The 13168-nt window shown below is 47.0% G+C and carries 11 protein-coding genes; 3 read left to right on the forward strand and 8 right to left on the reverse strand.

The genetic code is table 11. From position 1 onward, the window contains the following. Positions 1-46 precede the first annotated feature (46 nt). Both hemB and ELAC_RS00450 read right to left on the reverse strand, forming a co-directional pair. Positions 47-1072, reverse strand: a complete 1026-nt coding sequence (hemB, locus tag ELAC_RS00445; protein WP_098037304.1) for a porphobilinogen synthase — start codon at positions 1070-1072, stop codon at positions 47-49. Between the two features lie 230 nt (positions 1073-1302). Beyond that, on the reverse strand, positions 1303-2871 hold the full coding sequence (locus ELAC_RS00450) for a hypothetical protein (protein WP_143406391.1): 1569 nt from the start codon (positions 2869-2871) through the stop codon (positions 1303-1305). A 90-nt stretch (positions 2872-2961) separates the two neighbouring features. On the opposite strand from ELAC_RS00450, the gene ELAC_RS00455 reads away from it, so the two are divergent. Next, positions 2962-3723, forward strand: coding sequence for a glycosyltransferase family 2 protein (locus ELAC_RS00455; protein ID WP_098037306.1), 762 nt, complete (start codon positions 2962-2964; stop codon positions 3721-3723). An 86-nt stretch (positions 3724-3809) separates the two neighbouring features. Here ELAC_RS00455 and ELAC_RS00460 read toward each other — a convergent pair whose 3' ends face one another. The 3 genes from ELAC_RS00460 to mutY all read right to left on the reverse strand — a co-directional run bounded on the left by ELAC_RS00460 (position 3810) and on the right by mutY (position 7461). Continuing rightward, positions 3810-4919 carry a hypothetical protein gene (locus ELAC_RS00460; protein WP_143406392.1) on the reverse strand — a complete coding sequence of 370 codons (1110 nt, stop codon included), beginning with the start codon at positions 4917-4919 and terminating at the stop codon, positions 3810-3812. 323 nt (positions 4920-5242) lie between these two features. Next, on the reverse strand, positions 5243-6325 hold the full coding sequence (locus tag ELAC_RS00465; protein ID WP_098037308.1) for a hypothetical protein: 1083 nt from the start codon (positions 6323-6325) through the stop codon (positions 5243-5245). Between the two features lie 101 nt (positions 6326-6426). After that, the gene (gene mutY / locus ELAC_RS00470; protein ID WP_098037309.1) at positions 6427-7461 is read right to left on the reverse strand and encodes an A/G-specific adenine glycosylase; all 1035 of its coding nucleotides are present in this window, start codon (positions 7459-7461) and stop codon (positions 6427-6429) included. 179 nt (positions 7462-7640) lie between these two features. Between mutY and ELAC_RS00475 the strand changes: the two genes are divergently transcribed. Continuing rightward, positions 7641-8057 (forward strand): hypothetical protein, encoded by a 417-nt coding sequence (locus ELAC_RS00475; RefSeq protein WP_143406393.1) that lies wholly within the window; start codon positions 7641-7643, stop codon positions 8055-8057. Between the two features lie 75 nt (positions 8058-8132). Here the strand turns inward: ELAC_RS00475 and ELAC_RS00480 are convergent, their stop codons facing one another. From ELAC_RS00480 to ELAC_RS11965, 3 genes are all read right to left on the reverse strand, one after another. Then, complete coding sequence (locus ELAC_RS00480) at positions 8133-9323, reverse strand: glycosyltransferase family protein (protein ID WP_098037311.1); 1191 nt, start codon at positions 9321-9323, stop codon at positions 8133-8135. A 164-nt stretch (positions 9324-9487) separates the two neighbouring features. Next, positions 9488-9943, reverse strand: coding sequence for a hypothetical protein (locus tag ELAC_RS00485; protein ID WP_098037312.1), 456 nt, complete (start codon positions 9941-9943; stop codon positions 9488-9490). A 386-nt stretch (positions 9944-10329) separates the two neighbouring features. Then, positions 10330-10464 (reverse strand): hypothetical protein, encoded by a 135-nt coding sequence (locus ELAC_RS11965; RefSeq protein ID WP_275425079.1) that lies wholly within the window; start codon positions 10462-10464, stop codon positions 10330-10332. A gap of 520 nt (positions 10465-10984) precedes the next feature. On the opposite strand from ELAC_RS11965, the gene ELAC_RS00495 reads away from it, so the two are divergent. Then, on the forward strand, positions 10985-13162 hold the full coding sequence (locus ELAC_RS00495) for a GreA/GreB family elongation factor (RefSeq protein WP_098037314.1): 2178 nt from the start codon (positions 10985-10987) through the stop codon (positions 13160-13162). Positions 13163-13168: the final 6 nt, after the last annotated feature.

The raw sequence follows: 13168 nt of genomic DNA on the forward strand, positions 1-13168 counted from the left end.
CTCGATGCCAAATTTTGAGACGCTTTCGGTATACATTCGTCACACCCTACTGGATCAGGGGTAAAACACGCTTGGCGGCATAGGTCAAAATGAAATCGGCTCCGGCTCTTTTGATGGAGGTGAGCGACTCTAAAAAGACGTCGTCGCCTTTGATCCATCCCGCCCTTTCACCCGCGATCACCATGGCATACTCGCCGCTGACATGATAGGCTCCGACAGGCAGATGAGTCCTCTCCTTGATTTTGGCAATCACATCGAGATAGGGCAGCGCCGGCTTAACCAAAAGCATATCGGCACCCTCGGCCTCATCCAGCTCAGCCTCTCTCAAAGCCTCCCTGACATTGGCAGGGTTCATCTGATACGTTTTTTTGTTACCGAAGCGTGGTTTTGAATCCAACGCATCGCGGAAGGGACCGTAGAAACTGGAGGCATACTTCGCTGTATAAGAAAGAATCGATACCTGCTCAAAGCCTTCTTGGTCCAAAGCCGATCGGATTGAGGCGACTCTTCCATCCATCATATCGCTTGGAGCCACCACATCCACACCGGCTCTTGCGGCAAGCAAGGACATTTCCGATAGAACTTCGACAGTTTCATCATTAACAATATCCCCGGACGCGTTGACGATTCCATCGTGACCATGATCTGTATAGGGATCGAGAGCGATATCGGCCATGACAAGGATTTCAGGGAATTCCTTTTTGATGGTGCGGATAGACTCTGCCAAGAGGTTATCCGGCCGCAGGGCTTCACTCCCCCGGCTGTCTTTCATCTCCTGCGCGACATACGCAAAGAGATCCACCGCTCGGATGCCAAGAGTGCAAAGCGCTTCAATCTCCCTTAGCGTATGATCGAGTGAGAGCCTGAAGATTCCCGGCATGCTGGTGATCTCATCTGTACGCCTGTCTCCGGGAGCTATAAAAAGAGGCACAATCAGATCTCTCGGATGAAGCCGCGTCTCCTGGACAAGGCCTCTTATGGCATCCGATCTTCTGAGCCTTCTTGGACGAGAAGGCATATCCAGTTTGTTCAAGGCTTGTGTTGATGCTGATTTGCTGAGTAATTGCGTCATCTTGAACTCCTTGCATTTGGCAAAAACACCATGCAAGAAAAGTCTAAACAAAACAATAAAAATTCATTCCTCAACCCCTTGGGAATAGGATTTGGGAACTACATCGAAAAAGTCTCAAAATGTGAGATTAGCAAAGAGAGAGCTCCTATACCAAATTTTGATAGGCTTTCGGTATAAACGGTAAGTGAGCTAAGAGACCATCTGCTACAACTTCACCCGTTAATTCAGGGTCAATCGCGGTGGCTCAATTCTCCAACGAGATTGTCTTCGTGAATCGTTTCAAGCGCTACTTGATAAATCGCATTTCGATAAGCTCGACCAAGCCAAGCATTCTCCCTGCTAATACCGGGCGACCCTTCATCTAAAAACTTATTCACGAGCGACGCTTTGTAACTTTGCATCAAAAGCGCGAAACAGCCTCTTAGATGTTGCTCCACATCACGATCGTTTATATTCTTATCACGCAGGAATTTTTTAGCGATTTCCTGCAAGAGAGGTTGAAAGGTTTCCAGGGCGCAAGAGGGCGATTTATACCACTTCCACCTCGATAACGGAGACTCTTCGTCCACAAGCGGCTTTTCGGTTGTGCCCAAGGAGTAGTTAATTTTCAGCAAAAACATCCGAAGATCGTCTGTTGTGGTGTTTGCAGTCTTTTCGGCGAATTTCGGAATCTGAAGCAGGATTATACGGGCGGCGCGGTTAATAACTTTGGCCAGCGAGACATTAGAAAATCCAACAGAACATTTCTTGTTCAAAAGAGCTGGATGATTGGGATTAATCAGCGCTGTTGTTTCCAATCCTGCAACTCTCTTTAGGGATTTCGCTACAGCTTGGGTTTTAGGCAGCGTGTCATTTTCTGCAATTTGAGTCGTGTCGATATAACGAATGTTAGCATGCCCTTCTAAAGATTCAGACCGATCTCCCCAAAGGAGCATGTGGTGCCCGACACTCCCTCCAGGCAACGCCCAGCCGAAGGGCAGCATAAACCCTTCGTTGTTGAGTATATAACTCTTAATAATCTCTCGAAGCTTACGCTCCAGGTTTGGATAATACTCTGACTCGTCTGTCTTGATAACTCGGATATTATCAAGATATTTCTCCGTTTCAATCTGAGACAAAAGTTTGATATATCCGGGAGCGAGAACCCGGGTCAGATAGTCGATGGTGTCTGAAAAAACAGCGATTTCCCCTGGATTGATCTCCTCTTTGAGTCTGTCTAATACCTGCCTGCCCTCGTTCGACTCCAAAAATGTAAGGAAGGAAATCTGGGTTAAAAATCGGTTGCCCCCTTCGTTTCGTGGAAAGAGTGCTGCATCCACACCCGCAAATTCGGGTTCAGCTCTCATTCTTGGCATTAAATTAAACCGCCGCTCTTCGGCAACAAGGGAAGAGTGCGCCAATTGTAGCTGCTGACGTCGAAGATTATGTCTCCCCGCCTGAGGGAGGGGAGTAGTTCCCAGGATCTCGTAAAGTTCGGTCATAGCATTGACTATAATGTCGATTATATTCTTCAGACAGAATGAGCCGCTTTTCTCGTCTTGAAACACTCCTTTCTCTTGCTTCTCTTTGATCTCCTCGACCATATCCTTAATAAGGGTGATGGAAGACCCGAGCCGCCGTCGTTCAGTTTGGAGATCACTGATCTCGCGCGGTCTAAAAAGAGTGTTCAAAAGGCAAGATATCTTTTCACTCTGGTGCTGTTGCCTCGAATTGACAACCTCGTTATCCTCAAAGACGCCTCCGCCTGCTAAACCGGATCGTGCATAACAGCTTTTGAACGGGCTGCTAAGTGATTGCATATAACACCAAAAATTAATTTAAAGATCGATTATACAAAAAAATCATCTAAAACGAAATATTAAAATTAGGTATTCAACACTTTAAAATCTATGGAAAACTTAAAAAATATCAGTGTTACCATTTTAGTCAAAAATGGCGAAAGATATCTAACCGATGTTTTGGAGGCGACCAAGGATTTTGGGCAGGTCGTTGTCTACGACAACGGCTCTTTGGACAAATCCAAGGAGATCGCCGCGAGTTTTCCCAATGTACTCCTGCTGGAAGGTCCCTTTTTCGGATTCGGCCCCACACATAACCTAGTTTCTGAAAAAGCGGATCACGACTGGATATTTTCTCTCGATTGCGATGAGGTGATGCCGCGGGAGTTGGTTAAAGAGCTGGATAACTTAGCCCTTGACAAAGACACTGTCTATGCGGTTTCAAGAAAAAACTATTTCCAGGGAAAATGGATCCGCTGGTGCGGCTGGCACCCCGATTTTCAATACCGCCTCTATCACCGGCAAAAAACGTCCTTCACCGAAGCGGCTGTTCACGAAAGCGTGAAGACCGAAGGCTTGAAAATCGTCCGCCTCCGCTCCTCTCTCATACACTACCCCTATCAGACTTACTCCGATTTTTTGCAGAAAATGCAGCATTATACGGAGCTATTTGCCAAAGAACGCATGGGAAAAGTCTCCAGCTCGAAAGGAAAAGCTCTCCGGCACGGCCTCTTCGCGTTTTTTAAAAGCTATGTCCTTAAAAGAGGTTTTTTAGGCGGGTTCCAAGGTTTTTATATTTCACTCTATAACGCCGAAACAGCATTCTACAAGTATCTGAAACTGGAAGAGAAAAACCGGGAACTGCTTAAGTGACGATCTCAAGGCAGAGTGCCTGGAAGGTGATGCATCAAGGCTCCCCTTTTCAGGGAAGCCTTGAGCCAGTGTGAGTGAGGGCGGGCCTATTTTTTGATCGCCGTGATCTCGGTGCCGTAGGTTTGGGATCGGAATGTAAAATAGACAGGCTTCGCGCCGAGCGAAGGAAAGTTGGTGTCATACAGCCCGTTAGTCACTTCATCTTTCTTACCATCATATTGCCGCTCAATAGACTCACTGCTTTTCAAAGGCCTCAAAAAGAGGTGAAATGGCAGCCTGGTGGCATTGTCAAGAGTCACCTCAAGACACATGCTGCTTTTGCATTTAGCCACTGCTCTCAACTTTCTCTTGGCAGGAACTTTGCTCAGCGCGCAGGGGAAAAGAAAGCTCGGATTGTCCGCACCAAATTTTCCGACTTGAATGCGGAAAATGTAGGGAATCTTATCCAGGCATTTCACCATCTGGGGCGGCACATCATGGAGCATAGCACCCAACCAATTACTATCTAAACGGGGGTTTTGCTCAAATTTCTTGATCCATTGCTTATAATATTGCCCAGGCCTCACACTCACGCCACTATTGGCAACCTCGACGAACTGCTTCAGAATGGAGTCGGGAGCCTCTCCATGGAAATCATCAGCCTGCAGCTCAAGTGGCGATTCTTCAAAAAATGCTGCTGTCTCGTCGCTCTCTTGGACAAGCGCCGAAAGCGGCAGAGCAGGAGAGGGTGATTCAATATCTGCTGCGGCACCCACGGTGTCATCGGGAAGATAAAGATCAGAGCCTTCACTCTCTTCCGCATCATCTTTTTCTTCCACTGGTTGAGCCGAAGGGATAGCGGCTGCCGACGCAGGATCGGTCACGGGCATTTGCAACGGAGCGGGCGGATAACGATGAACCGGAAAGGGCACTTGCACAGGCATCTGGCAAGGTTCGCCGTAGACAGGAACCCGGCACACCCGCCAGTTACCGTCATCACACCTGCAAAACTCCTCCCTCTCGCCGATGACAGGTCGAATCCACTGCATCAAAGGGGGATTGCTCCAACCAGGATACATCGGCATCGGCGGGGCCATGAAGTAGGGATTGGGTACAGGAATTTGGTTGTTGTATCCGGGCATTGGCGGTTGATTGTAGGGATATATTGGCACGCCACGACTAGCATAACCTGACGAGGAATAATCATTAGGTTCCATAATTACCTATTTTGTTAAAAATTTTTCCACAGAGTTTAACAAAAAACAGCAATTAAATAAACGCAAATTTATTTTACTACATAACACTAAATTTATAATTCATACTAAAACTGGCTGAACTTATTTTTTTAGCAAAGAAAAATCCTAGAGATCTAACGATCCTAACTCACCTAATATTAGAAATATAAAACTTCCTCCCTCTAGGAGAGATTACCCTTTACCAAAACCCAATTTGAGACACTTGCGGGATCAGTGTTTGACAAAAAAAACGCCCGAAAGGATCGAGATCCTAACGGGCGCTATTAGTTTCCAGGGCAAAGAACTTATTTTTTATCTGCCTTGATCGTTACTCCATAGGGGCTCCAGAAATTCAAGTGAATGCCGTCATCGACAACAGCATGGGTCCTTGTGGGAGCTTGAGTTTTCTTTTTATGACTGAGAGAAGAGGCTACTGAGGGATACATAGTTTCGTACAGCTTCTGCTCTACGTTTTCCCTATTATCTCCGAGCACTCGGTCCCTGAAATTATCATTTTCCTTCAGCGGCCTTAAGAACATGTGCATAGGTTCTCCGTCCTGCACCAACGTCAACTCAAGACACATCCTGTCTTGATTCTCAGCCACTTGCTTGGTGCTCATGTTCCCTTTACAGGTAACCATGCAAGGAAACAAGAACGTTGTTCGCCCTCCCTTATCTTCCTCTTCCTTCGGCTTGACGAAATAATGAAGCTTATCCAAATTCTTCAGCATTCCTTGGGGAACGTCGTGCAACATGGCATCTTCCCACTTCTTTGGATTTGTAGTGTCATCCTTGAAATCTCGGATCATCTTTTGATAATCTAGGCGATTTACCGTGATCACTTCCGATTGAGCTTTCGTCACAAACTGCTGCAGAAGCTCTGCCGGTTCTTTCTGCCTTTGCAATGCAGGCTTTTCAACTGCCACCGTCTCCTGAGGCGCAAAAAAAGCGTCAACACCATGGGAGGTTCCCGTCAAAGTGTCCAGATAAACCGAGTTCGTCACGTTTTCGAGGGCGCGGCCCACCTGATCCGATGGAATATCGAAATCGCTGTCTTGCGAAATTTCTTCTGTCGGCTCATCAGCATAGTAGTTATTTGCCTGATAATAAGTTGGCACCGGCATATGAACAAGCTGGGGGTGACCATAGACGGGAACATTCTCCGGATAGAAAGAGCCATCTGCACCTTGAACCAGTTCTGTTCTGTAGCCAACGATCGGTGTTTGCCACACAGGAACCATCTGCGTCGGCATCGGCGGCATATAGCCGAATTGGGGTGCATAGTGCTGGAACATGTGGGTCATAGGATGGGTTGCTCCAGGCTGTTGCTGAGCATAGGGGGTATATTGTTGACTGGCGCCAGTCATTTCTGTTCTTTGCGGGATCATACTTTCTAAACTCCTTTTTAAAAGCTTAGAAACCATCTTCGCAAAAGACTGTTAAGTTAGTGTTAAAGTAAAATTAATATTATATTAACAAACCAACATCCTTATTTAACATTTAACAATCTGAGAATGCGCCGATATCCGGAACTGAAGGGAAATTCTTTCAGATCAGGGAAGGACACCCACTGAAATCCTGCCGGCAGTTCAGGACCCTGGGCATAGACCTTCACAGGATTTAAAGTCACGCGAAACCGGGTGTAGGTATGCTCCACTTCGGGAAGAGCAAGCTGAAAACCGGCATCAATTCCAAATTTTTCTTTCAAAAGAGCGACTGCCACTGCCCCCGAAATGGGTTCTGAAATCTCGATCGAAGGCAGGGCATAGAGATCTTGCATAATTCCTTTCTCGACCTCCCGCCGGATGAGCAATTTACCGCTTTGTTCGACGGCAAAAACAGCCCGGCGCAGAAAGACAGTTGCAGCCCTTTTTTTAATGAAAGGGATCTCTCCTTCTTCCCCATGAAGGTATGCAAGACACCCTTTTTTAACGGGGCAGGCTATGCAAGAAGGCTTTTTCTTACAAACTGTCGCTCCCAGCTCGATCAAAGCCTCCGAGACAATATGGGAATTTTTTTTAGGCAAAATTTCTTCGACAGCCTTTAAAATAGCTCTTTTGGTGGAAGCGATTGAAATCTCTTCCCGGATTCGGAAGAAACGAGTGATCACGCGGATGACATTGCCGTCAATTGCGGGGGAGCGCTGTGAAAAGGCAAACGATAAGATTGCCCCCGCAGTATACTCTCCGATGCCCGGAATAGAAAGAAGCTCTTCTTTGGTGGCCGGAATTTTGCCCCCGAACCGACTCACCACGTCCTTTGCTCCGCGATGCAAGTTGCGCGCCCTTGAGTAATACCCAAGGCCTTCCCAAGCTTTAACAACTTCATCTTTTTCAGCTTCTGAAAGCGCCTCTATTGTAGGAAATTTTTCAATCCATCGATCGAAATAGGGGATCACGACCTGTGCCTGAGTCTGCTGAAGCATCACCTCGGAAATCCAGATCCGATAGGGGTCTTTAGTCTCCCGCCAAGGAAAAGCACGTTTATTGATCTCAAACCACGCAGCTAGCCGATCCACGTCCATTCAAACAACCTAAAATCTTTCACAAAATAGGCGATTATAAACCAACCGGAAAACAAATCATACGATTTCAGTTTGTAGACAGCCTCGTAGAGAAAGCTAAAATTTTGAGACAGACCAAGGATATAACGGGAGGGTTGGCACGAAATATGCTCCAAGGAGGCAGAAAATTGGAGAAAAATATGGATTCCCTGCCTGTCACCCAAGAAAAGCTCTACCTAGAATTGACCCTTCTGGCCAAGGACATGGAAAATTACTACCACATCTTGCTTAAAGAAAACGATTTAATTCATCAGAAGGAAAATGGATGTCTGGTCGAACTTAAAAACACCATGGCTTTGACCGAAGAAGCCTTGAACGAACGGCTGGAAAAAGCTCTTTACGCAGCAGCTCTTTATCTTGCGTTGAAAATCAAAGAACGGTCCAGCAGCAGTAAAGAAACTTTGGAGCTCGACGCCCTTTGGAAGATTTTAGACCACCCTCTGCTTGACGAACCCTTTGTCAAAAAGCAACTCAGCGATCTTAATCTCTTGAAAGAACGTTTGGCTCTCCTCACCACCTGGAATCGGGAAATCAAAGAGAAGGGACCCTGCCCCTGAAATGCACATTCCTCACCCTACGCAATGGGGGCTGTCTCTAAACAGTTCAGAAAGCAAAAGGCGGTGGCAAGCCGCTCACCCCTTCGACGATTTCTGGGCATTTAAGATAGGGGTGAGCTCTTCAATAAGCTGCCGTGCGCGGGAATCCCAGGTGTGATGCTTAAGCACTTTCGCCCTTCCGGCCTTCGTAATCGCATCCCTTAAAGAGTCATTCGACAAATATTCATTGATTTGGTCGTTAATTTTGTCCATCTCGGGATAACTGAACATGGCGATCTCTTTACCATTCTCAAAGTTCTCCTTAAAGAAGAGGTTCTCGTCCGTCAGGGGGAGGGCGCCGAGCGCCAGACTGACTAGTACTCTCTCATGGGAACCATTGCGGATCCACGGACAGATGTTGAGCACGATCTTGCTCTGTTTGATGATTTCCATGGCCTGCCCGTACGGAACCGGTTCATGGAAAATGATGTTGGGCATGTCCTTTCCAATGAAATGCTTCCAACTCTTTCCTTCCACCCCGGCTCCGAAAACATGAACTTCCGCATCTTTGACCGAGCGGAGAAGCTGAATGCGGCTAATCCCTTTCAGGTACATTTCCAGATCATCGAAAACAGTAGGAAAGTCAACCTGCCTCGGATCGATCGCGCCCTTCAGCTCTATCTGCCGGTCGAGGGAATAGACAAAAGCCTGCACATACCAGGTTGAATTATCCGCCATCGTTGCCTCGATCGCCTCATTCATCGCTTCAAGGATGATAGGAGGGTACTTCTCCTTCCACTCATTGCGCATCTCCTCATAATCGATCAAGGAGTTCAGCATCACGACGTCGTAGGTCTTCAGCGGTTCCGGATCAGGGGAGAGCTCCCTTTCCACTCCATGCGGGACAAAGAGCACATTTTTGCTTTTGACTCCTTTAAAGAAGTCGCATGTGTAGCGGTCGGTGCAGGAAATGATGGTATTGGGGCTTTGGATAAGGGGAAAAAACTGATTTTGCGAATCGACCAAAAAGGCGACATGGGGAATGCCAATCAGATCGCAGAAAAAACGGCCCTCATCATCGGGTAGAAGTCCGTTGAAGGAAAGGGTGCAGTCGGGTTTGTTGCTGAGCAATCTGTCTAAAAAAGGCTTCGGATTATTCCATTCGGCCTCCAGAATCGTCGATTCAACACCCTGTCTCGTGAAAGCCTCTGCCAATTTTTCCGTAAAATGGTGTAAAACGCCGTATTGGCTGCGCGGCGGCATGAAGAGATCGATTTTTCCAACCATACAAAAGACCCGCTCTGTGATTCAGTATTATCGACTCCCGTTTTACCCTCAGCCCGCTTCCCTATCTTCCGGAGTGGTAGATCGGCTGCAGAACTGAATGCGGCTTAAACAGGAACCTTGGATAACCCGAGTCTGCTGAAGAAAAATTTAAAAGCCAAACATTTTTACTGCATGGAAATCCAGTTTCTTTTTCCTCTGATTTTCTGCGCCTTTTGGGAACGCTTCTCGTGTTTCTTCTCTTGTTTCCTCAGAAAAACCTGTTCTTGGCCGGGGCCTAAAATATCGTTCACCTGATCGATCATTTCATGGGCTTTGGCCACAATCTCTTGCTGCCTGCGAAGAGGCCAGTTAGACAAGTCTTTAAGCAGATCTTGCAACCCTTGGGGCAATACAGTTCCCTGGCTCACGATTTCCGCCAGACGTGACTCGATCTCAGCCTGCTTGGCGCGAATGGTTTCGATCATGCTGCCCACTTCGGCATCGCTGACCGGAGGGGTGGCTACCGGCTCCTCTTCTTTTTTGCCGGAAGGCTCCAGCGACAAAAAGGCGTTCGGCTCCTTTGCTGGTTTCTCCTTTTTCTTAGATGCTCCTCCAAAGAGGCTCATCGGATCCTCAGGCATAAAACTACCCTTCCATCCCCATGGCTAAAAACGACTTAATGAACAAGACTGTTCTACTACTATTTTAATAAAATTTTTATAATAATTCAACAACACCTATTTATCTGAAATACAACTATTTACACACAATCCCGCTCCTTGAAAATTTTCTGAGCTGGCCGCGTGCCGCAAAGGATTCAATTCCCTATTTTTTTCAAGGAGATGAGGCGCATCTAAATGAACCAATTCAGGCATTTCCTTTTAGAGAAAGTTTCAACTAATCTTTATCGTAAAAGAATTGAAATAAAAAGCAGGAAGAGTCTATATTTTTACCGGAACCCAATTGGGCAAATCGGATGCAACAGCTTCAGGGATATTTTAAGGATAATTTTCGACACAACGCGGCCCTAGCGCACCCCTTTGCCCGAAACCAACGCATCCGTACAGCTCCTTCCCCCCAGCGTCACAGCCTTTCTCACTACCACACCAAAACACCGCATTATTTCCTCTTTGAACACAAAGGTCAGCTTGACACTTTTCATTTGTATTGATCTCCTCATTCCCGGTCTTTTCGGAGGCAATCCCTTACAAAGCGGAATTGCCTCCGAAAAAGCCGGGAATGAAAGAGGCAGATAAAAAAAGAAAATATACGACACGCATATTTCTTATGCCTTGCCCGGAAGCGTCCAGTTTACAAATCACGTGATTTGAGTTTGGAGACAGGCTATGAACGATATTCAAAAATCAAGGCCGCTTAAATAGAAACGGAGAGGCGTAGCGAGTTTCGGAGATTATACCGAAAGTATCTCTACTAGCTTGTACTAAAACTCAAATCAGTATGCTTTGATGCTGAATTGGCCTATATACCGAAATATTTTCAGCATATGGATCCGATATTCTGAAAATTTTTCCGGAGTTTGCAGGACAATTCGGCAGGCAAATCATGCGATTTCAGTTTTAGTACAGGCTCTAAGAGACTGTTTACGGATTTAGTAGTTCTAGGATGCGTTAAGGCAATTTGAATGGGATGGATTCCCGATATAGCTATAAAGGTAGTTGAAGATGAGTTATCAGAAAGAATTCGAGCAGCAGATCGCAAAAAAAGACTTCAATAAGATATTGACCCTCTGGGAAGAATATTGCACCAACGAATCGGTGGAAACTGAAGAATTCTTAAATATCTTAGTCTCCCTTGAAAAAAGCGAATTAGCCGCCCGCTTCGGGAAGTTCGTGGAAATGGGACTTCCGCTCTGGCAAACCATCAAAAACGAGGAAGAATCTTACGCTGTATTGAGAAAGCTGATCGACCTCGAGACCACAAACAGCGCGATACTCTCCGACTCCGCCATGAAGGCCCTCGAGAAAAAATATGCCAAAGATCCTCTTTTCCAAGAAAGGATCAGGCTGGTCGGCCTGCGTTCTAGACAAAACTTCCAAGGATCACTCTCCAACTACGATCTGCTTGCCCATATGGCTCCGGGAAAATGCGTTTTCCATACGGGCGGATGGGGCACGGGCGAGATCATTGAAGTTTCCCCGCTCAGGGAACAGCTCTCGGTGGAATTCGAAAATGTCAGCGGCCGAAAGCATATCACCTTCGAAAACGGGTTTAAGACGCTGAAGCCTCTTGCAGATGACCACTTCCTTTCCAGACGCTTCATCGACGCTAACAAGTTTGAGGATGAAGCTAAAAAGGATCCGGTCAAGGTTATCAAAATTCTTCTCAGGGATTTAGGGCCTAAAACAGCTTCTGAAATCAAAGATGAGCTCTCCGAGCTTGTCATCCCTGAAAACGAGTGGTCCAAATGGTGGCAGGGAGCGAGAGCTAAGCTGAAAAAAGATACGATGATCGAATCCCCATCCAGCATCAAAAACCCCTTCATTTTAAGAACCAAAGAAGTTTCCCATGAGGAGCGTCTCCACCAAGACATCCATAGCCACCAGGAGATCCAGAAGATCATCCAGACCTCCTATAATTATGTGAGGGACTTTCCCAACATGATGAAAAAGGATGACGTTAGAAACTCGCTTGTAGAAAAGCTGGAAGCGCTCTATTCGGAAAAAGGACTTACCAAGTCAGAAGAGCTGCAAATCGCAATCCTCCTCGAAGAAATCCCGGGATCGAACCCCAAAAGGGGAAAAAAGGACGTGAAGAGCTTCGTACGGGACGAGGCCGCCATCGCCACCCTCATCGAAGAAATAGAGATTCTTGCATTTAAAAAAAGAGCATTGACAGCGATACGTGAAGTCAGAAGCGACTGGGTAGAACTCTTTTTGAATTTCTTCTTCACCATTCAACAGGCGCAGCTACGCGACTACATCTTAAGGGAGCTATCCTCAGGAGAGCCGAGAGAGCATTTCCAGAAAAAGATCCAGCAGCTGATCGACAACCCCTCCCAAAACCCTGAAGCTTATGTCTGGTACTTTCAGAAAATCATGGCCGAAGAAGAGGGTGAGCTTTTATTCCAAAGCAAGGAAGGCCGCCTGCAGCTTCTGGAAGCGTTCCTGATCTTGCTGCACAGAATCGAATCCATGTCTGAGTGGAAAGATTTGGTGAAGAAGATGCTGATCATCATCTCCGGCAAACGCTACGCCACCATCCGAGCCATCTTAGAAGGCGCCTCCCTGGAGTACGTCAAAGAATTCCTTCTCCTGGCCTCCAAATGCCACTCCTTCACAGATCACGACATGAAGATCCTGAAGTCTCTGGCCCAGGTTGTCCATCCAATCCTGTCGCCCCACAAGAAAAAGAAAGACAGGGTTCTTCTTGACGGAAGGATTATCTGGACAACCGAAGAAGGATTCAAAAAAACAAGAGACCGGCTGGAGCACATCGGCACAGTGGAAGTTGTCGAAAACGCCAGGGAAGTGGAAGCAGCAAGAGCTCTCGGCGATTTAAGGGAAAACTCTGAGTATAAGTTCGCCGTCGAGCGCCGTAAGCACCTCCAGAGCGAGCTGAAAAGGCTGGGCGAGCAGCTGAACCGGGCCAGGGTGATCACTCCGGCGGATGTCGAGATCGACGAGATCGGCATCGGCAACAGAGTCGAGATCGAAAATCCACGAGGGGAACGCTCTTCCTTTACCATCTTGGGCCCTTGGGATGCCGACGCGGAAAACAACATCATCTCCTTCCAGTCCAAACTGGCCGAGGCAATGTGTGGCAAGAAAGCCGGCGAACCATTTGTCTTCAAGGATGAGGAGTGGGTCGTGATTTCCATAGAAAGCTATCTGGAGAGGTAAACCACC

Source organism: Estrella lausannensis (assembly GCF_900000175.1).
Taxonomy (GTDB): domain Bacteria; phylum Chlamydiota; class Chlamydiia; order Chlamydiales; family Criblamydiaceae; genus Estrella; species Estrella lausannensis.

Coding starts and splice junctions, on each gene's coding strand:
- ELAC_RS00450 (WP_143406391.1), bottom strand. CDS start 2,871: ATGCAATCACTTAGCAGCCCGTTCAAAAGCTGTTATGCACGATCCGGT.
- hemB (WP_098037304.1), bottom strand. CDS start 1,072: ATGACGCAATTACTCAGCAAATCAGCATCAACACAAGCCTTGAACAAA.
- ELAC_RS00495 (WP_098037314.1), top strand. CDS start 10,985: ATGAGTTATCAGAAAGAATTCGAGCAGCAGATCGCAAAAAAAGACTTC.
- ELAC_RS11965 (WP_275425079.1), bottom strand. CDS start 10,464: ATGAAAAGTGTCAAGCTGACCTTTGTGTTCAAAGAGGAAATAATGCGG.
- ELAC_RS00475 (WP_143406393.1), top strand. CDS start 7,641: ATGGATTCCCTGCCTGTCACCCAAGAAAAGCTCTACCTAGAATTGACC.
- ELAC_RS00465 (WP_098037308.1), bottom strand. CDS start 6,325: ATGATCCCGCAAAGAACAGAAATGACTGGCGCCAGTCAACAATATACC.
- ELAC_RS00455 (WP_098037306.1), top strand. CDS start 2,962: ATGGAAAACTTAAAAAATATCAGTGTTACCATTTTAGTCAAAAATGGC.
- ELAC_RS00480 (WP_098037311.1), bottom strand. CDS start 9,323: ATGGTTGGAAAAATCGATCTCTTCATGCCGCCGCGCAGCCAATACGGC.
- mutY (WP_098037309.1), bottom strand. CDS start 7,461: ATGGACGTGGATCGGCTAGCTGCGTGGTTTGAGATCAATAAACGTGCT.
- ELAC_RS00485 (WP_098037312.1), bottom strand. CDS start 9,943: ATGCCTGAGGATCCGATGAGCCTCTTTGGAGGAGCATCTAAGAAAAAG.
- ELAC_RS00460 (WP_143406392.1), bottom strand. CDS start 4,919: ATGGAACCTAATGATTATTCCTCGTCAGGTTATGCTAGTCGTGGCGTG.